Annotated in this window: 26 protein-coding genes and 1 pseudogene; 23 read left to right on the top strand and 4 right to left on the bottom strand. The window is 66.9% G+C overall.

The genetic code is table 11. The annotated features are described in order from the left end of the window. Together QOC69_RS08260 and QOC69_RS08255 are read left to right on the top strand one after the other, a co-directional pair. A partial coding sequence (locus tag QOC69_RS08260) for a taurine ABC transporter substrate-binding protein (RefSeq protein WP_526438215.1) occupies window positions 1-875 on the top strand: 875 nt, incomplete at its 5' end. Next, the gene (locus QOC69_RS08255; protein ID WP_526438213.1) at window positions 859-1650 is read left to right on the top strand and encodes an ABC transporter ATP-binding protein; all 792 of its coding nucleotides are present in this window, start codon (window positions 859-861) and stop codon (window positions 1648-1650) included. The genes QOC69_RS08260 and QOC69_RS08255, both read left to right, overlap by 17 nt. Window positions 1651-1736: 86 nt before the next feature. Here QOC69_RS08255 and QOC69_RS08250 read toward each other — a convergent pair whose 3' ends face one another. Further along, on the bottom strand, window positions 1737-1847 hold the full coding sequence (locus tag QOC69_RS08250) for a hypothetical protein (RefSeq protein ID WP_155948358.1): 111 nt from the start codon (window positions 1845-1847) through the stop codon (window positions 1737-1739). Window positions 1848-1990: 143 nt separating this feature from the next. On the opposite strand from QOC69_RS08250, the gene QOC69_RS08245 reads away from it, so the two are divergent. Continuing rightward, complete coding sequence (locus tag QOC69_RS08245; RefSeq protein WP_526438211.1) at window positions 1991-2677, top strand: TetR/AcrR family transcriptional regulator; 687 nt, start codon at window positions 1991-1993, stop codon at window positions 2675-2677. Window positions 2678-2713: 36 nt separating this feature from the next. After that, window positions 2714-4510, top strand: coding sequence for an acyl-CoA dehydrogenase C-terminal domain-containing protein (locus QOC69_RS08240; RefSeq protein ID WP_526438223.1), 1797 nt, complete (start codon window positions 2714-2716; stop codon window positions 4508-4510). Here QOC69_RS08240 and QOC69_RS08235 read toward each other — a convergent pair. Next, entirely contained in the window at window positions 4507-5607 is a 1101-nt protein-coding gene (locus tag QOC69_RS08235; protein WP_526438209.1) for an alcohol dehydrogenase catalytic domain-containing protein, read from the bottom strand. The two genes, QOC69_RS08240 and QOC69_RS08235, sit on opposite strands and share 4 nt — an antisense overlap. Before the next feature lie 35 nt (window positions 5608-5642). Here QOC69_RS08235 and QOC69_RS08230 point away from each other — a divergent pair, with 35 nt between their 5' ends. Further along, the gene (locus QOC69_RS08230; RefSeq protein WP_526438207.1) at window positions 5643-6086 is read left to right on the top strand and encodes an acyl-CoA thioesterase; all 444 of its coding nucleotides are present in this window, start codon (window positions 5643-5645) and stop codon (window positions 6084-6086) included. Here the strand turns inward: QOC69_RS08230 and QOC69_RS08225 are convergent. Then, window positions 6083-7045 carry a D-2-hydroxyacid dehydrogenase family protein gene (locus QOC69_RS08225; protein ID WP_526438221.1) on the bottom strand — a complete coding sequence of 321 codons (963 nt, stop codon included), beginning with the start codon at window positions 7043-7045 and terminating at the stop codon, window positions 6083-6085. The two genes, QOC69_RS08230 and QOC69_RS08225, sit on opposite strands and share 4 nt — an antisense overlap. Before the next feature lie 65 nt (window positions 7046-7110). On the opposite strand from QOC69_RS08225, the gene QOC69_RS08220 reads away from it, so the two are divergent. Both QOC69_RS08220 and QOC69_RS08215 read left to right on the top strand, forming a co-directional pair. Beyond that, window positions 7111-7551: an SRPBCC family protein gene (locus QOC69_RS08220; protein WP_526438205.1), complete on the top strand. Its 441-nt coding sequence runs from the start codon at window positions 7111-7113 to the stop codon at window positions 7549-7551. Between the two features lie 117 nt (window positions 7552-7668). Next, window positions 7669-8196, top strand: coding sequence for a DUF4189 domain-containing protein (locus QOC69_RS08215; RefSeq protein ID WP_526438203.1), 528 nt, complete (start codon window positions 7669-7671; stop codon window positions 8194-8196). A gap of 74 nt (window positions 8197-8270) precedes the next feature. On the opposite strand, the gene QOC69_RS08210 is transcribed toward QOC69_RS08215, so the two are convergent. Next, window positions 8271-8945, bottom strand: a complete 675-nt coding sequence (locus QOC69_RS08210) for a GntR family transcriptional regulator (RefSeq protein WP_526438201.1) — start codon at window positions 8943-8945, stop codon at window positions 8271-8273. A gap of 143 nt (window positions 8946-9088) precedes the next feature. On the opposite strand from QOC69_RS08210, the gene fadD5 reads away from it, so the two are divergent. From fadD5 to QOC69_RS08130, 16 genes and pseudogenes are all read left to right on the top strand, one after another. Continuing rightward, window positions 9089-10747 (top strand): fatty-acid--CoA ligase FadD5, encoded by a 1659-nt coding sequence (fadD5, locus tag QOC69_RS08205; protein ID WP_526438199.1) that lies wholly within the window; start codon window positions 9089-9091, stop codon window positions 10745-10747. Between the two features lie 296 nt (window positions 10748-11043). Continuing rightward, on the top strand, window positions 11044-11760 hold the full coding sequence (locus QOC69_RS08200) for an MlaE family ABC transporter permease (RefSeq protein ID WP_526438219.1): 717 nt from the start codon (window positions 11044-11046) through the stop codon (window positions 11758-11760). A gap of 1 nt (window position 11761) precedes the next feature. After that, the gene (locus QOC69_RS08195) at window positions 11762-12631 is read left to right on the top strand and encodes an MlaE family ABC transporter permease (RefSeq protein ID WP_526438197.1); all 870 of its coding nucleotides are present in this window, start codon (window positions 11762-11764) and stop codon (window positions 12629-12631) included. 3 nt (window positions 12632-12634) lie between these two features. Then, a complete protein-coding gene (locus QOC69_RS08190; RefSeq protein WP_526438195.1) occupies window positions 12635-13867 on the top strand; it encodes an MCE family protein in 1233 nt (410 codons plus the stop codon). Then, entirely contained in the window at window positions 13864-14895 is a 1032-nt protein-coding gene (locus tag QOC69_RS08185; RefSeq protein WP_526438193.1) for a virulence factor Mce family protein, read from the top strand. The genes QOC69_RS08190 and QOC69_RS08185 overlap by 4 nt, the downstream gene beginning before the upstream one ends. After that, on the top strand, window positions 14892-16505 hold the full coding sequence (locus tag QOC69_RS08180) for a virulence factor Mce family protein (protein WP_526438191.1): 1614 nt from the start codon (window positions 14892-14894) through the stop codon (window positions 16503-16505). The genes QOC69_RS08185 and QOC69_RS08180 overlap by 4 nt, the downstream gene beginning before the upstream one ends. Further along, window positions 16506-18137 (top strand): virulence factor Mce family protein, encoded by a 1632-nt coding sequence (locus QOC69_RS08175; protein ID WP_526438189.1) that lies wholly within the window; start codon window positions 16506-16508, stop codon window positions 18135-18137. Window positions 18138-18169: 32 nt separating this feature from the next. After that, entirely contained in the window at window positions 18170-19321 is a 1152-nt protein-coding gene (locus QOC69_RS08170; RefSeq protein WP_526438217.1) for a virulence factor Mce family protein, read from the top strand. A gap of 3 nt (window positions 19322-19324) precedes the next feature. Then, window positions 19325-20872, top strand: coding sequence for a virulence factor Mce family protein (locus tag QOC69_RS08165; RefSeq protein ID WP_526438187.1), 1548 nt, complete (start codon window positions 19325-19327; stop codon window positions 20870-20872). Beyond that, window positions 20842-21492, top strand: coding sequence for an Rv1363c family protein (locus QOC69_RS08160; protein ID WP_526438185.1), 651 nt, complete (start codon window positions 20842-20844; stop codon window positions 21490-21492). Before QOC69_RS08165 ends, QOC69_RS08160 begins: the two co-directional genes overlap by 31 nt. Continuing rightward, the gene (locus tag QOC69_RS08155; protein WP_526438183.1) at window positions 21489-22460 is read left to right on the top strand and encodes an RDD family protein; all 972 of its coding nucleotides are present in this window, start codon (window positions 21489-21491) and stop codon (window positions 22458-22460) included. The genes QOC69_RS08160 and QOC69_RS08155 overlap by 4 nt, the downstream gene beginning before the upstream one ends. Beyond that, complete coding sequence (locus QOC69_RS08150) at window positions 22457-23008, top strand: Rv1363c family protein (protein ID WP_526438181.1); 552 nt, start codon at window positions 22457-22459, stop codon at window positions 23006-23008. The genes QOC69_RS08155 and QOC69_RS08150 overlap by 4 nt, the downstream gene beginning before the upstream one ends. Next, window positions 22975-23880: a mammalian cell entry protein gene (locus tag QOC69_RS08145; RefSeq protein ID WP_526438179.1), complete on the top strand. Its 906-nt coding sequence runs from the start codon at window positions 22975-22977 to the stop codon at window positions 23878-23880. Before QOC69_RS08150 ends, QOC69_RS08145 begins: the two co-directional genes overlap by 34 nt. A gap of 7 nt (window positions 23881-23887) precedes the next feature. Then, window positions 23888-24583, top strand: a complete 696-nt coding sequence (locus tag QOC69_RS08140) for a YoaK family protein (protein ID WP_526438177.1) — start codon at window positions 23888-23890, stop codon at window positions 24581-24583. A gap of 62 nt (window positions 24584-24645) precedes the next feature. Beyond that, a complete protein-coding gene (locus QOC69_RS08135; RefSeq protein ID WP_526438175.1) occupies window positions 24646-25140 on the top strand; it encodes a hypothetical protein in 495 nt (164 codons plus the stop codon). 261 nt (window positions 25141-25401) lie between these two features. Further along, window positions 25402-25684 (top strand): annotated as a pseudogene (locus QOC69_RS08130) (transposase); the annotation flags it as partial.

Genomic DNA, 25684 nt, shown 5'->3' with positions numbered 1-25684 from the left:
AGTGGCTCGAAGAGGCGCTGCCCGACTACAACATCAAGTGGATCAAGTTCGACTCCGGCGCGGACATCAACACCGCGTTCATCGCCAAGGAGCTGGACTTCGGCGCGCTCGGCTCCAGCCCGGTGGCCCGCGGCCTTTCGGCACCACTGAACATCCCCTACAGCGTCGCCTTCGTACTCGACGTCGCAGGCGACAACGAGGCGCTGGTCGCCCGTAACGGCAGTGGCATCAACACGATGGCCGACCTGAAGGGCAAGCGAATCGCCACGCCGTTCGCATCGACGGCGCACTACAGTCTGTTGGCCGCGTTGGCGCAGAACAACTTGACGCCCAAGGATGTTCAGCTGATCGACCTGCAGCCGCAGGCGGTCTTGGCGGCATGGGACCGTGGTGACATCGACGCGGCCTACACCTGGCTGCCGACGCTGGACGACCTGCGCAAGACGGGCAAGGACCTGATCACCAGCCGTCAGCTGGCCAAGGACGGCAAGCCGACCCTGGATCTCGCTGCGGTGTCCAATGAGTTCTCCGCCGCCCATTCCGACGTCGTCGACAAGTGGCGTCAGCAGGAGGCCCGTGCACTCACCACCATCAAGGACGACCCGGACGCGGCCGCCAAGGCGATCGCGGCCGAGATCGGACTGAGTCCCGATGTCGTTGCGGGACAACTCAAGCAGGGCGTGTACCTGACACCCGAGCAGCTGACTTCGCCGGAGTGGCTTGGCACCGAAGGCGCGGTGGGCAACATCGCGAAGAATCTGCAGGCCGCGTCGCAGTTCCTCGCCGAGCAGAACCAGATCCCCGCCGCCGCCCCGCTCAAGACCTTCCAGGACGCGATCTATGTGAAGGGACTGCCGGGTGCCCTCGCCCAGTGATGTCGAGACCCGCGGCGGCCTGCGAATCAAGAGCGTTTCGCACCGCTACGGCTCGGGCAGGGACCAAGTCACGGCGCTCGGGCCCGTCGACATCACGGTCGAACCGGGCTCGTTCCTGGTGCTCGTCGGCGCCTCGGGCTGCGGTAAGAGCACACTGCTTCGACTGATCGCCGGCTTCGAAACCCCCAGTGAGGGAACGGTTGCGGTGGAGGGAACACCCCCGACGCCTGGCGTGACAGCAGGTGTGGTGTTCCAGCAGCCGCGGCTGTTCCCGTGGCGCACCGTCGGCGGCAACGTCGAGTTGGCGCTGAAGTACGCCAAGGTGCCGCGGGAGCGGCGCGCCGAGCGGCGTGACCAACTGCTCCAGCGAGTAGGTCTGGACGGCACGGCCGACCGCAAGATCTGGGAGATCAGCGGTGGGCAGCAGCAGCGCGTGGCGATCGCACGCGCGCTGGCCGCCGAGACCCCGCTTTTTCTTCTCGATGAGCCATTCGCCGCGTTGGACGCGCTCACCAGGGAACGCCTCCAGGAGGACGTCCGTCAGGTCAGCGCGGAGTCGGGCCGCACGACGGTGTTCGTCACGCACAGTGCCGACGAGGCGGCGTTCCTGGGATCGCGCATCGTGGTGCTGACCCGGCGGCCCGGGCAGGTGGCGTTGGACCTGCCCGTGGACCTGCCACGCACCGGGGTCGACGCCGACGAACTGCGTCTCTCACCCGAGTACGCCCGGCTGCGCGCGGAGGTCGGTCGCGCGGTCAAGGCGGCGGCGGCCTGACGCAGGCGGCTATGCGACGAGCCCGGCATCGACCCGCCGGGTGGGGAAGTTCAGGAAATTGGCGCTCGTCGCGCGCCGCGCACGGGTTAGACCGGCGGATACGCGGGAGGTGGGTAGACGCCTCGCAGCGCCCAGGGGAACCAGTTGAAGAAGTACTCGATCTCGTCGCTCGCGTCGTAGTCCGGATTCGGATCCATCGGTACCTCCCAGCGAAGCGACTTTGATCGAAGTCTAGACCCGGACACCCCGCGGGGGATACCGGACGGGGTTGAATGCCTAGACTGGCCAACCAGTTGATTGGTACCCGGGCGATGTCCCGGCCTGCATATAGTGAGTCGCCATGTCCACGACCGATCCCAATGCTCTTCGCGCAAGCGGTTCATCGGCAGCTTCCGCGAACGGTTTGACCCGGCGGGAGGAGCTGCTCGGGGTAGCCACGAAGCTCTTCGCCGCGCGGGGGTATCACGGCACCAGGATGGACGACGTCGCCGACGCGGTCGGCCTGAACAAGGCCACGGTGTACCACTACTACGCCAGCAAGTCGCTGATCCTGTACGACATCTGCAAGACCGCCGCCGACTTCACCGTCGGCGCGCTGCACGACGATCCGACGGCGTCGGCGCGCGAGATGATCTACCACTTCACCCACCGGTTGCTCGTCGGCATCGCCAGCGACATCGAGCGCGGGGCCGTGTACTTCCAGGAAGCTCCGTACATCACCGAGTGGTTCACCGAGGAGCAGGTCGCCTACATCCGCAAGGCCGAGACGTCGGTCTACGAGCACGTCCGCGACGTCATCGACCGCGGCATCGCCAGCGGCGAGTTCTACGACTGCGACTCGCACGTGCTCGCGCTTGGCTACATCGGGATGACATTGGGGTCCTACCGTTGGCTGCGTCCCCAGGGACGCCGTACCGCGCAGGAGATCGCCGTCGAGTTCAGCACCGCACTGCTGCGCGGTCTAATCAAGGACGAGGCGGTGCGGGCGGACTCCCCACTGGGCATCGACGTCGCCGACTCGCCGTAGCAGCCGACCGAAGGAGGCGGGGCCATGATGGAAACCATGAAGTCCACCCTGTTGTCGCGACGCGATCTCGACTTCCTGCTGTACGAGTGGCTGCACGTCGACGAGCTGACCAAGCGGCAGCGGTTCGCCGACCACTCCCGCGAGACGTTCGACGGCGTCCTCGATCTGAGCGAGCAGTTGGCCACCCGCTACTTCGCCCCGCACAACAAGAAGAGCGACGCGAACGAACCCACGTTCGACGGCACCCGCGTCACCGTCATCGCCGAGGTCAAGGAGGCACTCGACGCGTTCGCCCAGGCCGATCTGCTCGGCATGAGCGCCGACGAGCGCCTCGGCGGCGCCCAGCTGCCGGTGTGCGTGGCGCAGGCGGCCTTCGCGTGGTTCTCGGCGGCCAACGTCAGCACGTCGGGCTACCTCATGCTCACCATCGCCAACGCCAACCTGCTGGGCAAGTTCGGTACCGACGAGCAGATCGAGGCCTTCGTCAAGCCGATGCTGGCAGGCCGGTTCACCGGCACGATGGCGCTTTCGGAGACGCAGGCCGGCTCGTCACTGGCCGACGTCCTCACCCGCGCCGAGTCGCGCGAGGACGGTTGCTACCGCCTCTTCGGATCGAAGATGTGGATCTCGGGCGCCGAGCACGAGATGTCGGAGAACATCGTCAACCTGGTGCTCGCCAAGATTCCCGGCGGTCCGGCGGGACCGAAGGGCATCTCGCTGTTCATCGTGCCGAAGTTCCTGGTCAACCCCGACGGGTCGGTCGGCGAGCGCAACGACGTGGCGCGGGCCGGGCTGAATCACAAGATGGGCCAACGGGGCATCACCAACCCGCTGCTCAGCTTCGGCGACGGCACGTTCAGCCCAGGCGGCGAAGCCGGCGCGGTCGGCTACCTGGTTGGCGAACCGCACCGGGGCCTGACCTACATGTTCCACATGATGAACGAGGCCCGCCTCGGCGTCGGAATGGGCGCGGTGTCCCTGGGCTACACCGGCTACTTGAAGTCACTCCAGTACGCGCGGGAGCGCCCGCAGGGCCGACCCGTGACCGCCAAGGATCCCTCGGCACCGCAGATCCCGATCGTCGCGCACCCCGACGTCAAGCGAATGCTGTTGGCGCAGAAGACCTATGTCGAGGGCGGGCTGGCGCTGGCGCTGTACTGCGCGCGGCTGATCGACCTGGAGCACACCGCGGAGTCCGCCGAAGAGACCCAGCACGTGACGGACCTTCTCGACATCCTCACCCCCGTGGCCAAGAGCTGGCCGTCGCAGTGGTGCCTGGCCGCCAACGACCTGGCGATCCAGGTGCACGGCGGCTACGGTTACACCCGCGAGTACGACGTCGAACAGCACTACCGCGACAACCGGCTCAACCCCATCCACGAAGGCACCCACGGTATCCAGAGCCTAGACCTGTTGGGCCGCAAGGTGACCCAGCGCGGTGGCGCCAGCCTGGCCGAGCTCGACAAGGCGGTGTCGGGGTCCGTCGCGGAGGCGACCGCGGTGGGTGGCGAGGCCGCCGAACTGGCCGCGACGCTGCGGACGTCATGGGAACGGCTCGTCACCGTCACCTCGGGGATATTCGGCTCGGGCGACGTCGAGGCCGCGCTGGCCAACAGCGTGGTCTACCTCGAGGCGTTCGGGCACGTCGTGGTCGCCTGGATGTGGCTGGAGCAGTTCGTCGCCGCCCACGGACAGGCGGGGGACTTCTACGACGGCAAGCGGCAGGCGGCGCGGTTCTTCTTCCGGTACGAACTACCCAGGACCGCAGCACAACTGGATCTGCTGGAGAGCCTGGACCGCACCACCCTCGAGATGCGCGACGGCTGGTTCTAACCCAGTTCGATGATCTGCCGCACGGCGTGGCCGTCGGCGAGTTGGTCCATGCCGTCGTTGATCTGCTCCAGCGCGATCGTCGACGACACCAGCGCCTCCACTGGAAGGCGCCCCGACCGCCACAGCTCGACGAACCGCGGAATGTCCCTGGCAGGCACGGCGGAGCCCAGGTAGCTGCCGATCAGGGACCGGCCCTCGGCGACCAAGCCCAACGGCGACACGCTGATTCGAGCATCTGGTCGCGGCAGCCCGACGGTGACGGTGCGCCCGCCGGGTGCGGTCAGGCCGATCGCCGTCTCCAATGCCGACGGATGCCCCGCCGCCTCGATCACGACCGCCGCCTTGAGGTCACCCACCTGATCCGGTGCGTACGCCGCGTGGGCGCCGAGAGCGAGCGACCGGTCCAGCTTCTCGGGTACCTGGTCGACGGCGACCACCATGACGTCGTCGTGGGCTAGCGCGGTGAGCATCGCCGCCATGCCGACCCCGCCCATGCCGACGACGACCACCGTCTGTCCGGGCTTGGGCCGTCCGGCGTTGAGCACGGCGCCGCCGCCGGTGAGTACCGCACACCCGAGCAGGGACGCGACCACCGGCGGCACGTCGGCGTCGACGGGCACGATCGACCGACGGTCGACGACGGCGTGCGTGGCGAACGCCGAGACGCCGAGGTGATGCAGGACGGGATTGCCGTCCCTGGTCAGCCGCGTCCCCCCGGCGAGCAGTGTGCCCGTGCCGTTCGCGGCGCTGCCTGCCACGCACGGCGCCAGACCGTCGGTGGCGCAGGCGCTGCAATCGCCGCAGCGCGGCAGGAAGGTCATCACGACGCGCTGCCCGACGGCCACGTCGGACACCGCGGCGCCCGACTGTTCGACGATGCCCGCCGCCTCGTGGCCGAGCAGCATCGGCACCGGCCGGACGCGGTTGCCGTCGACCACCGACAGATCGGAGTGGCACAGGCCCGCGGCCTCGATGCGGACCTGTAGTTCGGTGTCACCCGGCGGCGCGAGGTCGAGGTCGGCGATGGTGATCGGCTGCGACTCGGCATAGCGGCGGGGTGCGCCGATCCGTTCGAGGACGGCTCCGCGGATTCTCATACCGACCAGCCTCCCCTGACTGACAGACTGCAGCCATGGAACGGTCGCTCACCAGCCGGGATTTTCCGGTGCACTGGCCGGTGCACACGCGCTGGACGGACAACGACATGTTCGGTCACCTCAACAACGCGGTCTACTACGAGCTGTTCGACACGGCGATCAACGGCTGGATCAACACCAGCACCGGCGTCGACCCGGTCACCGCGCCGTGGCTGGGCGTGGTCGCCGAGTCCGGCTGCCGCTACTTCGCCGAACTGGCGTTCCCTGACCCGCTCGTCGTGGGGCTCGCCGTGACACGGCTCGGGTCCACCAGCGTCACCTACCGGTTGGCGGTGTTCGGGCCCGCGGAACCCGAAGTGCCCGCGCCCGTCGCGGCGGTTGGTCACTGGGTGCACGTCTACGTCGACAGGTCGACGCGCCGACCGGTGCCCATACCTGAAGCCATCCGCTCGCTGCTGGAGCCCGCGGTCGTCGACTAGGCCGGTTTGTGGCGCGCGTGCTGCTCCTCCTGAGAGCGCTCCAGCCATTCGGCGATGGCAGCGGCGGCGTCGCGGAAGAAGAGCCGGTACGGGCGGTCGGCGACGTATCCGATGTGTGGGGTCGCCAGCACGTTGGGAAGGGTGCGCAGCGGATGGTCGGCGGGCAGCGGCTCGACGTCGAACACGTCGAGTGCGGCACCGGCGATGGACCGCGACCGCAGCGCGTCGATCAACGCCGCCTCGTCGACGATCGGCCCGCGCGACGTATTGACCAGCAGGGCGGTCTCCTTCATCGACGAGAGTTCGGCGGCCCCGACCAGACCACGGGATCGCTCGCTGAGCTTCAGGTGGATGGACATGACGTCAACGGTTGCGAAGAACTCATCACGCGGAAGGTAGCGGGCGCCGGCCTCTTGGGCGGCGTCGGCGGTCAGGTTCGCGCTCCACGCCACCACGTCCATGCCGAACGCCGCACCGATCCGGGCCACCCGGGTTCCGATCCGGCCCAGGCCCAGGATTCCGAGGACGCGACGATCCAGTTCGCGCCCGACGGTCGTCTGCCATCCGCCGTCGGCCACCGCCTGGCGTTCGGTGACGAGATGGCGCGACGCGCCGAGGATCAGCCCCCAGGTCAACTCGACGGTCGACGCGACCGTGCCCGTGGTGTGCGTGACGTGGATGCCGGCGTCGGCGGCAGCAGCCATGTCGATCGACGCGTTGAACGCACCGGTCGAAGCGATCATCCTGAGCCTCGGCAGTCGCTCGATGACGCTGCGTGGCAACGGGGTTCGCTCCCGCATCACCATGATGGCGTCGAACGGGGCGAGGCGGTCGACCAGTTCGTCCGGATCGGAGACGTGGTCGGTGAAGACGGTGATCTCGGCCCTGGCCGACACGGGTGACCAGTCCGCTGACGTCAGCGCGACGTTCTGGTAGTCGTCGAGGATCGCCACCCGCATGGGTGTTTTCTGGATCTGGCTCACTGGGCTCCGTTCGTGGGGATGGCGGTCGATATGCTCGTCCGATGCCGATCGTGAGCAAGACCGTCGAGGTTTCGGCCTCCGCCGATTCGATCATTGCGATCGTCGCGGACTTCGAGTCCTACCCGCAGTGGAACGAAGAGGTGAAGGGCGTCTGGGTGCTGGCGCGCTACGACGACGGCCGTCCCAGCCAGTTGCGCCTCGACGCGGCCGTGTCGGGCTTCGACATCAGCTACATCCAAGCGGTGTACTACCCGGGCGAGAATCAGATTCAGACCGTCATGCAGAAGGGCGACCTGTTCTCCAAGCAGGAGCAGGTGTTCTCCGTCGTCGCCATGGGCCCGACCGCGCTGCTGACGGTCGACCTGGATGTCGAGACGACGATGCCCGTACCCAAGCCGATGGTGAAGAAGATGGTCAACGACGCGCTGGAACACCTGGCCGACAACCTCAAGGCCCGCGCCGAAGAGTTGGCCGCCACCTAGAGGCGGCGCTGACCGCCCGAAACTCACTGGCGAAAAAGTGAGGGAGACACGGTGGCTCACCGCTCCTAGCAGGTGAACGCAGCCCACGGGGGCCGCGACAACCTGAAGGAGAACACCATGACCACCACGCACCCGACCACCTCCGCCCGCCGTCGGATCACGGCCGCCACCATGCTCATCGCTGCCGGCGCAGCCGCGGCCGCAGGCCTCGGCGCAGCCGCGACCGCCAACGCACGCCCCATCGTCCCCAACATTCCGGGAAAGCCCGGCATCCCGGCTCCGGTCAAGCCCGCTAGCCCGACGCAGTACTCCGCCATCGCCTTGTCGGCGGAGACGGGCGTCTGGGCCACCTGGGTCAACGCGGGATCGCGGAACGACGCCTACGTCCAAGCGCAGCGGGCCTGCCAGGCCGCTGGCGGCAGTCAGTGCGTGGTCACCGATATCGCGGTGAGCAAGTGCACCGCCCTCGCCGTCGACGCCGTCAACTTCGAGCTGTGGCACACCGGCCAGGGACCGACCCTGATCAGCTCGCAGACCGCGGCCCTTCAGGCAAACGGCGGCGGTCGCATCGCCACCGTGGCGTGCTCCAACGGTGGCGCCCCCATGTCGTTCACCGGACACGTGAATCAGCTGTCGGGGACCTAAGCCCGCGGCACCGAATCGGCCCGTCATCCCAGGGGTGGCGGGCCGATCTGTTGTTCCGGTGGCCTATTGCGGCGTCAGTTCCACAACCCCAACTCGTCGAGGTGTGCGGTGAGTCGTCGTGCGCCGTCGGCGAACTGGGTGTTGATCTGTCGAACCACCTCGTCGGCGTCGCGGCGCCGCAGGGCCGCGATGAGCTGGCGGCGACTGGCCACGATGGTCCGACCCCACTGCGGATCGTTGGCGTAGAAGTGCCGCGGCAGGTAGCGGGCCGCGTGCAGCAGGAACCAGGCCAGCTTGATCCGCCCCGAGTACCGGTTGAACGCTCGGTGGAAGGCGAACTCGGCGTCGATGACGTCATCGACGTCACGACGCTCGATGGCGTCGGCCACCGCTCCTGCGCGCCGCTCGAGTTCGTCGACCTCGTCGTCGGTGATCCGCTCGGCAGTCGACCTGGCGAGCTGGCTGGCGATCGCCGCCTGCAGCCAGAAGATGTCCTCGATGTCACCGCGGGTCAACGACGAAACCACGTGGCCCCGATGCGGTTCGAGCCGCACCATGCCCTCGCCACGCAACGTCCGTAGTGCCTCGCGCACCGGCGTGATGCTGACGCCGAGGTCGGCGGCGGTCTCGTCGAGCCGGATGAACGTGCCGGGCCGCAGCGTGCCGGACATGATTCCGGCACGCAGGTGTGCCGCCACCTCGTCGGACAGTTGTTCGCGACGAACGCGCGGCTTGGTGGGTGCGTTCACGGCGTTCCGTCCCGTTGTCCTTGCGTCTGGCGTGGGGTTGTCCCCGAGCCACCGAGGCCATAGTGTGACCGGGGCAACACCATGTTTGATCAAATATCAACGCCGCGCAACCTGCGCCAACCGACCCGGGGAGCAGCACAACGTTGACCGCTTCGCCGTCCAACTCGGCTCAGCCTGTCGAGCAGCCGTACCTGGCCCGAAGACACAACTGGACCAACCAACTCGCGCGCCACGCGTTGATGCAACCCGATGCCACGGCACTGCGATTCCTCGGTCACACGACCACCTGGGGCGAGCTGGACCGCCGGGTCACCGCGCTGGCGGGGGCGCTGAGCCGGCGCGGCGTCGGGTTCGGCGATCGCGTGCTGATCCTGATGCTCAACCGGACCGAGTACATCGAGACCATCCTGGCCGCCAATCTGCTCGGCGCCATCGCGGTGCCCGTCAACTTCCGCATGACACCACCCGAGATCGCCTTCCTGGTCGGCGACTGCGACGCCCGGATCGTGGTGACCGAACCGGTGCTGGCCGGTGTGGCGACGGCGGTGCGTGACCTCGATCCGACGCTGGCCACCGTGATCGTCGTCGGCAGCCCCACCGAGGACGGCCTGCTCGGCTACGACGATCTCCTCGCCGAGGAGGGCGGCGGCGCGTTGGACGTGCCCGACGTCCCGAACGACTCACCCGCGCTGATCATGTACACCTCGGGCACCACCGGTCGACCCAAGGGCGCGGTGCTGACCAACAACAACATCGCCGGGCAGGCGATGACCAATCTCTTCACGATCAGCCCCGACATCAACGGCGACGTCGGATTCGTCGGCGTCCCGCTGTTCCACATCGCGGGCATCGGAAACATGATCAGCGGCCTGCTGCTCGGCCTGCCCACCGTGCTCTACCCGCTCGGCGCGTTCGATCCCGGTGCGCTGCTCGACGTGCTCGAGGCCGAGGGCGTGACGGCGATCTTCCTGGTGCCCGCCCAGTGGCAGGCGGTGTGTGCGGCGCAGAAGGCCAATCCCCGGCAGCTCCGGCTGCGGGTGCTGTCCTGGGGCGCGGCACCGGCGTCCGACACCGTGCTGCGGGAGATGGCCGAGACGTTCCCCGGCACGCAGATCTTCGCCGCGTTTGGTCAGACCGAGATGTCGCCGGTGACGTGCATGCTGCTCAGCCAGGACGCGATCCGCAAGCTCGGGTCGGTCGGCAAGGTCATCCCCACGGTCGCCGCGCGCGTCGTCGACGACGCGATGAACGATGTGGCCGTCGGCAACGTAGGAGAGATTGTGTACCGCGCTCCGACGTTGATGGCGGGCTACTGGAACAACCCGAAGGCCACGGCCGAGGCGTTCGCCGGCGGCTGGTTCCACTCCGGCGACCTGGTTCGCCAGGACGAGGAGGGCTACGTCTGGGTGGTCGATCGCAAGAAGGACATGATCATCTCGGGTGGCGAGAACATCTACTGCGCCGAGGTGGAGAACGCGCTCGCCGGGCACCCGGCCATCGCCGAGGTGGCGGTGATCGGCAGGCCGCACGAGAAGTGGGGTGAGGTGCCGGTGGCGATCGTCGCCCTCGGCGCGAGTGCGCAGACGGATCTGACCCTGGCCGAACTCGATGAATTTCTCACCGATCGACTCGCGCGCTACAAGCACCCCAAGGCGCTCGAAGTCGTCGACGCACTGCCCAGAAACCCTGCAGGCAAGGTACTGAAAACGGAACTGAGAACACGCTTCGGCGCGACGAATTCCGTTGACGCGAACGAAAGTTCTTCTGCGTCAACGGTTTCTGTCGGATCGTCGGAAGGCTGACCAGCGAAGATGGGTTTGCTAACGGTTGCGGTCTCAATCCTGCCGATGCGGTGCCCCGCCCCGATCGGATCGGGTACAGTCCTGTGGTCCGCCTTACTACCGACGAGTAGGGAGACCGGGATCACACACGTGGGGCAGGAGCAAGGAGAGGGCGTGCGACAGGTTCTGCCGGTGCGCTGCAGTGACCGCGGCCTCGTCTCGGGAGTAGTCCGGTGACGGCACAGACGCCAGGTCTCGTCGACTACGTCCGCGACCAGGTAAGGCCTGGTCTCACCGCGGTCGGTGGCTTCGTCAAGATGTGCGTGCTGACCGGTAAGGCGTTGTTCCGGCGGCCTTTCCAGTGGCGGGAGTTCATTCTTCAGGGCTGGTTCTTGATGCGGGTGGCGTTCCTGCCCACCCTTGCGGTGTCGATCCCCCTGACCGTGCTCATCATCTTCACGCTCAACATCTTGCTCAAGGAGTTCGGTGCCGCCGACATCTCCGGGGCCGGCGCGGCATTGGGTGCGGTCACCCAGCTGGGTCCGCTGGTGACGGTGCTGGTGGTAGCCGGGGCCGGGTCGACGGCGATCTGCGCCGACATCGGCGCCAGGACCATCCGCGAGGAGATCGACGCCCTCGAAGTGCTCGGCATCGACCCGATCCACCGGCTCGTCGTGCCCCGCGTCATCGCCTCGACGTTCGTGGCGTTGCTGCTCAACGGCGCCGTCATCACCATTGGTCTGGTCGGCGGCTTCATCTTCGGCGTCTACGTGCAGAACATCTCCGCCGGTGCGTATGTGTCGACGCTGACGCTGATCACCGGACTGCCCGAGGTGCTCATCTCGATCGTCAAGGCCATGACGTTCGGTCTGATCGCCGGACTGGTCGGCTGCTACCGCGGCCTGACCGTGTCCGGCGGCGCCAAGGGCGTGGGCACCGCGGTCAACGAGACCCTGGTGCTGTGTGTGATCGCGCTGTTTGCGGTCAACGTGGTGCTGACCACCATTGGTGTGCGGTTCGGAACGGGGCGCTGAGATGTCGACGTCTGCAGTCCTGCGCTCCCGGTTCCCCAGGGCCGTCGCCACTGGCGAAAAGTTCGTCGGCTCGCCGGCGCGGTTTCTCGACAGTGTCGGGCACGTCGCCTGGTTCGTGGTCACAGCGGTCGGGTCGATCGGGCACGCACTGCGGTACTACCGCCGCGAGATGCTGCGCCTGATCGCCGAGATCGGGATGGGCACCGGCGCGATGGCCGTGATCGGTGGCACGGTGGCCATCGTCGGGTTCGTCACCCTCTCGGGTGGGTCGCTGATCGCCATTCAGGGTTTCGCCTCGCTGGGCAACATCGGGGTGGAGGCGTTCACCGGGTTCTTTGCCGCACTGGTCAACGTGCGCATCGCCGCCCCGGTGCAGGCGGGTATCGCGCTGGCCTCCACGGTCGGTGCCGGCGCGACCGCGGAGTTGGGCGCGATGCGCATCAGCGAGGAGATCGACGCCCTTGAGGTGATGGGCATCAAGTCCATCTCCTATCTGGTGTCGACCCGGATCCTGGCTGGCTTCGTGGTGATCATCCCGCTGTATGCGATGGCGATCCTGGCGTCGTTCGTGGCCGCCCAAGTCACCACCACCTTGTTCTACGGCCAGTCCACCGGCACCTACGAGCACTACTTCCGGACGTTCCTGCGCCCCGATGACGTGGCCTGGTCGTTCGTGCAGGCGATCATCATCTCGGTGATCGTGATGCTCAATCACTGCTACTACGGCTTCTACGCCAGCGGCGGTCCGGTCGGCGTCGGGGAGGCCGTTGGCCGCTCGATGCGCGCATCGCTGATCGCGATCGTGCTGGTCGTGTTGTTCGCTTCGTTGGCGCTCTACGGCACCAACGCCAACTTCAACCTGACGGTGTAGCCGATGACCATCGCATCGGGCCAAGTGCAATCGCCTGTCAACACGCCGAAGACGCCGCCGTACAAGCTGGCGGGTCTGGTCCTGCTGGTGATCACCGCCGTCGTCGTGGGCCTGGTCTGGGCGCAGTTCCGAGGCGACTTCGCGGAGCCTGAGAAGCTGACGATGATCTCGGCGCGGTCGGGCCTGGCGATGGATCCGGGGTCGAAGGTCACCTACAACGGCGTCGAGATCGGCCGGGTGGCCAACATCGAGGCGGTCGACGTCGGTGGTGAGCCCAAGGCCAAGGTGGTCCTGAACGTCGATAAGAAGTTCATCCACCTGATCCCGCAGAACGTCGATGCCGAGATCATGGCGACCACGGTGTTCGGCAACAAGTACGTCGCGTTCTCCTCGCCGAAGGACCCGACGGCCGCGCGCATCAAGTCAGCCGACGTGATCGACGTGTCGGCAGTGACGACGGAGTTCAACACGCTGTTCGAGACCGTGGTGTCGGTGGCGGAGAAGGTCGACCCGGTCAAGCTCAACCAGACGCTCACCGCCACCGCGCAGGCGCTCGACGGGCTGGGTAACCGGTTCGGTCAGTCGATCGAGAACGGCAACACGATCCTGGCCGACGTCAACCCGCTGATGCCGCGGATCCGTCAGGACAACCAACGACTGGCCGACCTCGCCGACGTCTACTCCGACGCCGCGCCCAACCTCTTCGACGCGCTGGAGCACGCCGTCACCACGGCCCGCACGCTCAACGAGCAACAAGGCAACATCGACGCGGCCCTGATGGCCTCCGTCGGGTTCGGCAACACCGCTGGCGAGGTCTTCGAACGCGGCGGCCCGTACCTGGTCCGCGGCGCCGCCGACCTCGTCCCGACCAGCGCTCTGCTCGACGAATACAGCCCCATGCTGTTCTGCACCATCCGCAACTTCCACGACGCCGAACCCAAGATCGCCTCGTCGCTCGGCGGCAACGGCTACTCGCTGCGCACCTACTCCGAGATCCTCGGTGCGCCCAACCCGTACGTGTATCCCGACAACCTGCCGCGGGTCAACGCCCGTGGCGGCCCCGAGGGCAGGCCGGGTTGCTGGCAGCCCGTCACCCGTCACCTTTGGCCAGGCCCGTATCTGGTGATGGACACCGGCGCCAGCATCGCTCCCTACAACCACATCGGACTCGGTCAGCCGATCGCCATCGAATACGTGTGGGGACGCCAAGTGGGGGAGAACACGATCAACCCATGAGGATTACCGGTACAGCGATCAAGCTCGGCGCCTTCGCCTTGGTGCTGCTCATGTTCACCGCGGTCATCATCGTGGTGTTCGGGCAGCTGCGGTTCGACCGCACCACCGGGTACACGGCGGTCTTCAGCAACGCCAGCGGCCTTCGGTCCGGACAGTTCGTTCGCGCCTCCGGCGTTGAGGTCGGCAAGGTCGACGCCGTCCAGCTCATCGACGGCGGGACCAGGGTCAAGGTCGACTTCGCCGTCGATCGGTCGCTGCCGCTGTTCCAGGGCACCACCGCCTCGGTCCGGTACCTGAACTTGATCGGTGACCGCTACCTCGAACTCAAGCGTGGTGACGACGAGAAGAGGCTGCCCGCCGGCGGCACCATCCCGATCGAGCACACCCAGCCCGCGCTCGACCTGGACGCGCTCATCGGCGGGTTCCGGCCGCTGTTCCGGGCACTCGATCCGGACAAGGTGAACAACATCGCCCAGTCGATCATCACGATCTTCCAGGGCCAGGGCGGCACCATCAACGACATCCTCGACCAGACTGGCGAGCTGACGTCGGCGCTGGCCGATCGCGACCAGGCGATCGGCGAGGTGGTCCGCAACCTCAACACCGTGCTCGACACCACCGTCAAGCACCAGCAGCAATTCGACGAGACCGTGCAGAACTTCGAGAAGCTGATCACGGGGCTGAAGAACCGCGCCGATCCGATCGCAACGTCGGTCGCCGACATCAGCGACGCCGCGGGCTCGGTCGCCGACCTACTCGGCGAGAACCGTCCGCTGCTGCAGAAGACCGTCACCCAGCTCGAGGTCATCCAGCAGCCCCTGGTCGACCAGAAGGATCAGCTCAACGACATCCTGCTCCGGTTGCCGAACGCGTTGAAGATCTTGGGCCGTGCAGGTGGTGTCTACGGTGACTTCTTCAACTTCTACGCCTGCGACATCACCCTCCGAATGAACGGACTGCAGCCCGGCGGCCCCGTCCGCACGGTCAAGGTGTGGTCGCAGCCCTCAGGAAGGTGCGCGCCGCAATGAGGACGCTGGAAGGATCGAACCGGGTCCACAACGGCATGATGGGCATGCTCATCCTGCTGCTGGTCATCGGCGTGGGGCAGAGCTTCGCCAGCGTGCCCATGATCTTCGCGACGCCGAGGTACTACGCGCAGTTCACCGACACCGGTGGGCTCAATCCGGGCGACAAGGTCCGCATCGCGGGCGTCGACGTCGGCACGGTCAACTCCATGGATATCGACGGCGACAAGGTGGTCATCGGGTACTCGCTGGGCGGTCAGAAGATCGGCAGCGAGAGCCGGGCCAACATACGCACCGACACGATCCTGGGCCGCAAGAACCTGGAGATCGAACCACGCGGCTCGAAGCCGTTGGGCGCCAACGGAGTTCTGCCGCTCGGCCAGACCACTACGCCGTACCAGATCTACGACGCCTTCTTCGACCTCACCAAGGCGGCGTCGGGCTGGGATACCGACACGGTGAAGCAGTCGCTGAACGTGTTGTCGGAGACCATCGATCAGACCTCCCCACATCTGAGCGCGGCACTCGATGGCGTCAAGCGTTTCTCCGACACCATCGGCAAGCGCGACGCCGACATCAAGACTCTGCTCGCCAACGCGAACAAGATTGCGGGCGTGCTCGGCAACCGCAGCGAGCAGATCAACCAGCTGCTGGTGAACGCACAGACCCTGTTGGGGGCGATCAACGAGCGTTACTACGCGGTCAGCCAGCTGCTCGAACGCGTTGGGAAGTTCTCCACACAGCTCAAGGGCTTCATCGACGACAACCCGAACCTCAACCGCGTGCTCAACCAGCTGAACACCATCAGCGACGTCCTGGAGGCGCGCAAGTACGACCTGGTCGACGTGTTGTCGATCGCGAGCAAGTTCACCGCAGCCCTTGGCGAGGCGATTGCGTCCGGCCCGTACTTCAAGGTGATGCTGGTCAATCTGCTGCCCTATTGGATCCTGCAGCCGTGGGTCGACGCCGCGTTCAAGAAGCGCGGCATCAGTCCCGAGGAGTTCTGGGGCAACGCGGGGCTGCCCTCGTTCCGGTTCCCGGACCCCAACGGCCAACGACAGGCCAACGGCGCCCCGCCGGCTGCGCCGACTCCGCTGGAGGGCACCCCGGAACATCCGGGTCCCGCAGTGGTTGCGGGGACGCCATGCTCGTACACCCCAGGGCCGGGCAACTACCCGACGTCGGCGAATCCGCTGCCATGCGCAGGCACTGACGTCGGTCCGTTCGGCAACAACCCGTACGGGCCCAACTACGCGGGACAGGGTCCCGACGTCGTCGGCCTGCCGCCCAACCCCGCCGCAGCGGTACCGGCGCCCGGCGTCCCGAGCGCTGCGTTCCCCGGCGAGTTCCCGTCCTTCGTCCCCGGCATTCCGCCGCCGCCGTTCGCGCCTGGCCCGCCCGGAGCCAGGACGGTCCCGGTCACGCCCGGGCAACCGTCCGATCCGTACATCGCGCCTGGATCGCTTCAGGGTGACGGCACCTCGCCATTGCCACCGGCGCTCGTGGGGCCGCCGCCTCCTCCGGGACCAGGTCCCGACGCGGGTCCGGCAGGCGTGCCACCGCTGCCAGGCAACCCGCCGTTCCTCCCGCCCGGATCACAGGGAGGCAACTAGATGTCGACCATCTTCAACATCCGCAACCTGCGGCTGCCTGCGCTGAGCCGCGCTTCGGTGATCGTCGGAACGATCGTGGTGATCCTGGGGTTGATCGCCGCGGTCGTCGGCTGGCAGGTGTACAAGAAGCTGACCACCAACACCGTCGTCGCCTACTTCCCCCAGACCCTGGCGCTGTACGCGGGCGACAAGGTCCAGATCATGGGCGTCAGAGTCGGTTCGATCGACTCGATCGAGCCCGCCGGGGACAAGATGAAGGTGACGTTCACCTACGCCTCCAAGTACAAGGTGCCCGCCAACGTCACGGCGTCGGTGCTCAACCCGAGTCTGGTGGCATCGCGAACCATCCAGCTGGCGCCGCCCTATACCGGTGGACCGGAACTGGAGAGCGGCGCCGTCATCCCGATCGACCGCACCCAGGTGCCGGTGGAGTACGACGAGCTGCGCGATTCGATCAACCGGATCCTCACCGACCTTGGCCCGACGCCACAGCAGCCGAAGGGCCCGTTCGGCGACGTCATCGAGTCCTTCGCCGACGGTCTGAACGGCAAGGGCGAGCAGATCAACCAAACGCTCAACAGTCTGTCCGAGGCGCTCACCACCCTGAACCAGGGTCGCGGCGACTTCTTCGGCGTGGTGAAGAGCCTGGCGCTGTTCGTCAACGCGCTCTACAAGAGCGATCAGCAGTTCGTGGCGCTCAACAACGACCTCGCGCAGTTCACCAACTCGTTCACCAACACCGACAGGGAAGTCTCCACTGCCCTGCGGGACCTCAACCAGCTGCTGACCACCACGCGGGGCTTCCTCAACGAGAACTCCTCGGTGCTGACCGGCGACGTGAACAAACTCGCCGACGTGACGAACGCGATCCTGCAGCCCGAGCCGCGGAACGGCCTCGAGACGGCCCTGCACGTGTTCCCCAACCTGGCCGCCAACGCAGTGAACATCTCCTCGCCCAACGCGGGTGGCGTCGTCGGCCTGCCGGTGATCAACATGTACGCGAACCCCATGCAATTCCTCTGCAGTGCAATTCAGGCGGGCAGCAGGCTGGGCTATCAGGACTCCGCGGAGCTGTGTGCGGAGTACCTCGCGCCGATCCTGGACGCCACCAAGTTCAACTATCCGCCATTCGGCCTGAACCAGATCACTACCGCGCTAACGCTACCGAAGCAGATCGCGTACTCCGAGCCGCGCCTGCAGCCGCCGCCCGGCTACAAGGACACCACGGTGCCGGGCATCTTCTCGCGTGACACCTTGTTCTCGCACGGCAACCACGAGCCCGGCTGGGTCGTCGCGCCCGGCATGCAGGGAGTCGACGTGCAGCCGTTCACCCAGAACATGCTGACACCGGAGTCGCTGTCCGAGCTGATGGGCGGACCCGACATCGTGGCTCCCCCCGCACCGCCGGCCTTCGGGGTGAACGACGGCCGACTGCCCGGCCCGCCGAACGCCTACAGCGAGAACACCCCACTGCCGCCGCCGTGGTACCCGCAGCCGGGGCCGGTTCCCGGCCCCGCACCGGGCGTGCTCGCCGGCGACCCGTTGGGCGCCATCGCACCCGCGGCCCCCGGACCCGCACCGGCGCCCGCACCCGCGGGGCCACCGCTGCCGGCTGAACAAGGGGCAGGGTGATGAGCCGCTTGCGCGACGAACAGACAACGCTGATGTTCAAGCGAATCAGGCTGGGGCGGATGGCGAAGCGCGTCTCCGCGATGCTGATGATCGCCGTGGTGCTGACCTCCTGCGGATGGAAGGGCATCGCCAACGTGCCGATGCCGGGTGGTGCCGCTACCGGCCAGGGCACCATGACGCTCTACGTCCAGATGCCGGATACGTTGGCGCTCAACGTCAACAGCCGGGTCCGGGTCGCCGACGTGTTCGTCGGCAGCGTCCGCGCGATCGAGCTGAAGAACTGGGTGGCCACGCTGACCCTGGACGTTCAGCGCGACCTCAAGCTGCCGTCCAACACCCTGGCGAAGGTCGGCCAGACCTCGTTGCTGGGATCACAGCACGTGCAGCTCGACCTACCACCGGACCCGTCCGCTCAGCTACTCAAGAGCGGGGACACCATCCCGCTGCAGAACTCCACGTCGTTCCCCACCACTGAGCGGGTGCTGGCGAGCATCGGCACCATCCTGACCGGCGGCGGCATCCCGAACCTCGAAGTGATCCAGACCGAGATCAACAACATCCTCTCGGGTCGAGGGGATCAGATCCGCGAGTTCCTCGGCCGGCTGGACACCTTCACTGGCGAGCTGAACGCGCAGCGCCAGGACATCGTCCGCGCGATCGATTCGACGAACCGGCTGCTGTCGATCGTCGCGCAGCGCAACGACACCCTGGACCGCGTGCTGACCGAGTTCCCACCGTTGATCAAGCACTTCGCCGACACCCGAGACCTGTTCGCCGACGCGGTCACTGCGCTGGGCCGGGTCAGCAAGGCGACCGACGATGCGCTGTCGCAGGCGAATCCGGACATCACCGCGAACCTGCAGAACCTGCAGAGGCCGCTCGTCCAACTGGGCAAGGCCTCGCCCTACTTGCTCGGTGCGCTGAAGTTGCTGCTCACGGCTCCGTTCAGCATCACGAACGTGCCGAAGGTGGTCCGCGGCGACTACATCAACGTCTCGGCCACCATCGATCTGACGCTGTCGGCCCTCGACAACGGGTTCCTGTCGGGCACGGGTGTGTCGGGCATGCTGCGGGCACTCGAGCAGGCGTGGGGACGCGATCCGGAGACGATGATCCCGGATGTCCGGTTCACGCCGAACGCCCACGATGCGCCAGGTGGACCGCTGGTCGAGAGGGGTGAGTGAGCTGTGCTGACCCGCCTCATCAAGATCCAGCTGGTCCTGTTCACTGTTCTGACGGTGCTCGCGCTGGTGATACTGGGTTGGTACTACCTGCGGCTGCCAGCCCTGGCCGGTATCGGCCAGTACAAGCTGTATGCCGACCTGCCGAGATCGGGCGGGTTGTACTCGACGGCCAACGTGACCTACCGCGGCACCGCCATCGGCAAGGTGACGTCCGTCGTCCCCACCGAGCGTGGCGCGCGCGCCGAGATGAGCATCGACAGCAACATCAAGATCCCGGCCGATGCGTCGGCGAACGTGCACTCGGTGTCGGCGATCGGCGAGCAGTACCTCGACCTGGTGTCCACGGGCAACCCGGGTCAGTACCTCGCCGGAGGCGCCACCATCACCCAAAGCTCGGTGCCCAGTGAGGTCGGTCCCGCGCTGGACTCCGCCAACAGGGGCCTTGCGGTGCTGCCCAAGGAGAAGATCGACTCGCTGCTGACCGAGACGTCGCAGGCAGTGGGTGGACTGGGTCCTGCGTTGCAGCGCCTTGTCGACTCGACGACCGCGATCGCCAGCGACTTCAAGGACAACCTGGGCCCGGTGAACGACATCGTCAACAACTCGACGCCGATTCTGGACAGCCAGGTCAACTCGGGTGACGCCATCTCTCAGTGGGCGGCCAACCTGAACACCATCACGTCCCAGACGGCGGAGCAGGATCAAGCGTTGCGCAGCGGTTTGCAGCAGGCCGCCCCGACGGCCGATCAGCTCAACGAAGTGTTCGGCGGTGTGCGCGACTCACTGCCCCAGGTGCTGGCGAACCTGGCGATCGTCAACGACATGCTCAAGCGGTATCACAAAGGGCTCGAGCAGTCGTTGGTGATCCTGCCCCAGATCGGGACGATCGCCCAGACCGCTACCATCTTCGAAGGTCAGGGTCTGCTGCACTTCGGCCTCTCGATCGGCCAACCGCCACCGTGTCTGACGGGGTTCTTGCCGGCGTCGCAGTGGCGTGCACCGGCCGACACCAGCATGGCGCCGCTGCCGGCGACTGCCTACTGCAAGATCCCGAAGGACTTCCAGGGCAACGTGGTTCGCGGTGCGCGCAACTATCCGTGTGCCGACGTACCAGGCAAGCGTGCTGCGACGCCGCAGGAATGCCACAGCAACGAACCGTACGTTCCGCTGGGTACCAACCCGTGGTACGGGGACCCGAATCAGATCCTCACCTGCCCGGCCCCCGCCGCGCGGTGCGATCAGCCGGTGAAGCCCGGCTACGTGATTCCGGCACCGTCGATCAACAACGGGATGAACCCACTGCCCGCCGACCAGTTGCCGGGAACGCCGCCACCGAGCAGCGACCCGCTCACCGCGCCCGGCCAGGGCAGCGTCGCATGCAGTGGCCAGCAGCCCAACCCGTGCATCTACACTCCGGCATCAGGCCCGACGGCGATCTACAGCCCGTCCAGCGGTGAGGTCGTTGGACCCGACGGGGTCACGTACTCCGTGACCAATTCAAGCAAAACAGGAGACGACGGATGGAAGGAGATGCTGGCGCCAGCCAGCTGAACCCCACCGGAGGGCAGGAAACCGAAGCACTGGATGATTCGGTCGCGACAGTCATAACCGAGCAGAGCGAGGACGCAGAGCCGGCCGATTCGGGTGAGCAGGATGCCGAGATGCGGCGTCCCGAGCATGTGGGCCGGGGATGGTTCGTCGCGATCTGTGCGGTGCTGATGCTCCTGACGGTCGGCGTCGCCGTCGGCGGTTACCTTGCGCTGCGGTCACATGATCAGAGCGAGGCGATCGCCCGCGACGACGCGGTCGCCCTGGAACGCGCAAAGGAATGCGTCGCTGCGACCCAGGCCCCCGACACCGCGGCGATGGCGGCCAGTCAGTCGAAGATCCTCGAGTGCTCGACCGGCGACTTCGCCGTGCAGGCCAACCTGTTCGCTGGAATGCTCGTCGACGCCTATCAAGTGGCCAGCGTGAACGTGAAGGTATCCGATCTTCGCGCCGCGGTGGAACGGCACAACCCCGACGATTCGGTCGACGTGCTCGTTGCGGTTCGGGTCAAGGTGACCAACTCGCAGGCGGCCGATCAGGAGCAGGGCTACCGGTTGCGGGTGCAGATGGCCCCCGCGGACGGGACCTACAAGGTCGCCAAGCTGGACCAGGTCACGTCGTGACGGCGCTGCTCGAGCAGACGACGGAGTCACCGGCGACGGATCAGGAGTCGATCGGCTACGCCTCCTGGCCGGCACGCGCCGGTGCGCTGGCGGTGGACGTGCTGCCCGGCGCGGCGGTGATCGCGACGGCGTGGCTCCTCGCGCTGACGACACAGCAGGGGGGCTGGCTGTGGTGGGTGTACGTGGCGTCGGCAGCGCTGGCAGGTCTGGCGACGGTGCTGAACAGGTGGTTGCTGCCTGCGCTGACCGGGTGGAGCCTGGGCCGCGCGTTGTTCGGCATCCGCATCGTGACCCGATCCGGCGCCCCGGCCGGCATCGCCCGGCTGCTGCTGCGCGATGCCGCCCACCTACTGGACACGGCGAGCCTGTTCGTCGGATGGCTCTGGCCGCTGTGGGACGGCAGGAAAAGGACCTTCGCGGATCTCCTGCTGCGCACCGAGGCCCACGTCGTCGGGCCTGCGCAGGGCAACGTGCGCCGGATCGCAGGCATCGTGTTCCTGGTGGCGGCACTGCTCTGCGCGGCGGGCAGTGGGTTGGGCTACCAGTCGGTCTATCGGTACGACCGTGCCGTCGAGAAGACCCGAACCGAGATCGCCGAGCAGGGTCCCCGGATGGTCGAGAAGATGCTGAGCTACGGCACCGCGACGCTCAAGGATGACTTCGCCAGGGCGCAGTCATTGGCCACCGACGGGTACCGGCCGCAGTTGATCGCCCAGCAGCAGGCTGTCCAGAAGGCGGGGGCGGTCGCCAACGAATACTGGGCCGTGAGCAGCGCGGTGCTTTCGGCGTCACCGAAGCAGGCCTCGATGCTGGTGGCGCTGCAAGGGCAGCGAGGCGCCGATCCGCGGAGCCTGAAGTTCATCACCGCGACGGTCCGTGTCGACTTCGAGCGGTCCGCCGACGGCCATTGGCACGTCGCCAACCTCACGGTCCTGAAGAAGCCCCAGACGAACGAGCCAGCCCGATGAGCCCGCGCAGGCAGATCGACACCGCGGAGCGCGAATACTTCACGGCCACAACGAAACCGCCGTTTCGATGGGGTCTTCCGCTGGCGACCACGCTTTCCGTCCTCGTCGTCGCGGCTGCGCTCGCGGCGAGCATCTTCATGGCGGTGGGCCACGAGAGCTACCGCCGCACCCAGGTCAGGGATGCGTCCGCACTCGACTACGTGCGCGGATTCATGACCAGCTACACGTCGCTGGATCCGTTCCACGCCAACGACTATGCGGACCGCGTCCTGGCGCAGGGCACGGGTGACTTCGCGAAGTCGTTCAAGGAGAAGATGAACGAGATCGTCGTCCAGGTGGCGCGCGCCGAACCCACCACCGGCACCGTCCTCGATGCCGGGGTCCAGCGCTGGAACGACAACGGCAGTGCCGACGTGCTGGTGGCGACGAAGATCAGCACCACCGGTCCGGACGGGAAGTCCACCATCGAGAGCGGCAATCGCTGGGTGGTCACGACGATCGAGGAGGGACAGCAGTGGAGGATCAGCCAACTGATTCAGGTGATCTGACCACCGACGCCGCCGCTCTCGTGCCGCGAGGGAAGTCGGGGCGCACCCGTCATCGCCTGCCGAGACAGAAGCTGCGGCAGGTGGGTCAAGACGACTCCGATGCCGGCGACACCGCTGAACCCGCAGCCGAGGTGGCCGAACCCGAGGTTGCCGCAGCCGAGACCCCCTTCGTCGAGCCCACCCCTGCGCGCCGCCGATTCCCGTGGCGCCGGACGAAGCCGACCGCGGAACCGGTGGCCGACAGCGTCGAGCCCGAATCCAGCAGCGAGACAACGGCATCCGATGCCGAAAACGCACCTCTCCCGGAAGGGTCGGACGAGGAGCTGGAGGCCGAGCCCGTTCTAGTGCCGCACCGGACCGCGGGCCGTGCGCTGAAGGTCGCGGCGATCGTCGCCGGTGCGCTATTCGTCGGAGCAGCGGCGTTCGCCGGCTCGACGCTGCAGCCCTACCTGGCCGACCGGGCCGCCGCGCACACCAAGTTCGAGGTCGCCGAGACGGCGGCCAAGGCGATCACGACGCTATGGACCTACACCCCGGATGACATGGACTCGCTACCCGACCGCGCAGGCAAGTTCCTGGCGGGTGACTTCGCCACCGAGTATCGTCGCTACATCGACGCCATCGTCGAATCGAACAAGCAGGCCCAGGTCACCAACAACACGCAGGTGCTCGGCGCAGCCGTGGAGTCGCTGACGCCGACGGAGGCGTCCGCGATCGTGTACACGAACTCGGTGGCCACCAGTCCGGTGACGAAGGGCATTCCTTCGCTGCGGTATCTGGCCTATCGGCTGACGATGGAGCTGCGGAACCGGCAGTGGCTGATCACCAAGATGACGGCGGTCACGTCGCTGGACCTGACGCCCAAGCTGTAGCGCCGCCATGGCAGTCGAATCGCCGGTGTCCCAACGGATGACGGTCGTCGCGCTCATGCTGCTGACGTTCGCCACCGGGCTCGTCGACGCCATCAGCGTGCTGGTGCTCGGCCACGTCTTCGTGGCCAACATGACGGGAAACGTGATCTTCCTTGGCTTCTGGTTCGTGCAGCACACCGTCGTCGACCTGACCGCCGCCGTCGTCGCATTCGTCAGCTTCGTCGCAGGCACGGTGCTCGGCGGACGACTGGCGCGCCACCTCGGCACCGAGGTACGCCGCTGGCTGACGGTCGCGCTCGGCATCGAGGTGCTGATCCTGGCGACGCTGTCGATTCTGGCAGGCACCGGGGTGCTGGCATACCAGGGCCACGACAGGCTGATCATCATCGCCGGCCTCGCCGTCGGCTTCGGCAGCCAGAACGCGGCGGCCAGGCAGTTCGGCATCCAGGAACTCAGCACCACCGTCCTGACGCAGACCATCGTGGGCATCGGGTTCGACAGCCGACTCGCAGGCGGCACCGGACAGCGGGAGAAGCTCCGCTACGGGGTGGTGCTGACGATGCTCGCGGGCGCGGTCGTCGGTGCGACCATGACGAGGTTCACCGTGGCACCGGTAATCGGGCTGGCGGCCGTCGTGGTCGCCGCCAGCGCCGCGATCTTCAGATTCGCTCCTGCGCGGACGCCCACGGCCGACAAGAGTTGACCCGTAACTGGGCATGGTTCTTGAGGTTCCAGAGTCCGGTGTTGATGTCGAGGTTGTGGTTGATGGCGTCGCCGCGGCGGCGTTGGCGCTGGATTTGCCAGCGTTTTGAGGTGGGCGATGACGTGCTCGACGCGGGCTCTGATCCGGCTGTGCGCCCGGTAGTGGTGGTTGTGGATGATCCGGCCAGTGTGGTCGCGTCCAGGGGTGGTGATCGAGCCGATGTCGCGGTACCCGCCTTCTCCGAGGACGACACGTCCATCGAGCAACTGTGTCACGGTGTGGCGGACTGCGGTGACGCGGCGATTGTGTGCGCTGATGATGGCCTGAGTGTTGATACGACGTTGGTAGTTGTTGCTGATGGCGGTGATCGACGGACCGTGTTCTGGGATGAGGGTGCGGTGGATGATCCACGGGTGGTTGCTGTCCTGCGGTGTGGGCAGCAGGCTGTGGGCCGGTATCGGCACCAGGTAGTGGATGACTCGATCGAGCCGTGGATTGACGTGTTTGACACAGTGCGGCCAAGGCGCGGGTGGTCAGGTTGGTGCGCCGATGGATGAGCGCCAACGGCACCCGTGCTGGCAACGAAGGCGCCCAGGGCCGGCCAGGAGGTGGACGGTGTGAATCTGGATGCAGGTGAGTCCAGTTAGTGGCAGCGGGTTTCGGTAGCGGCTCGGCCGAGGGTTGTTGTCGGTGGGTGATGGTTTCCTGACGGTGTGGCAGCTGCGCGGTCTGATGGCACCGCTGTGATGGGCGTTGATGTGGGGGTGCCGCGGCGGCGTGGTCGGTCGAAGGCCCCGAACTTCACTTATGAGGGGCCGGTGTCGGTGATCCGCCTGGAGCTCGACGTCGGCGACGCACGTGTTCACCAGCGTCTGGAGCGGCAATGGGTGGCGGCGTTCCGGCTGCGGCGGGCGTTGCAACGTGACGCGGCGGCGCGGTGCCGGGCGTATTGGGCGGCTCATCGTGCACGCCGTGCTGATCCGAAAGCGCTTCGGGAGCGGCTGGGGTTGTCCCGCAAGGCCATGGAGGCAGCCGCCAGGAAGCATATTGAGGCCAGCGGGTGGATGCGTGATCACCTGACCAAGGCGGTTGGTCTGCACG

This window comes from Mycobacterium sp., from assembly GCF_032162105.1.
Lineage (GTDB): Bacteria > Actinomycetota > Actinomycetes > Mycobacteriales > Mycobacteriaceae > Mycobacterium.
This window is presented reverse-complemented; position numbering and strand designations above follow the sequence as displayed.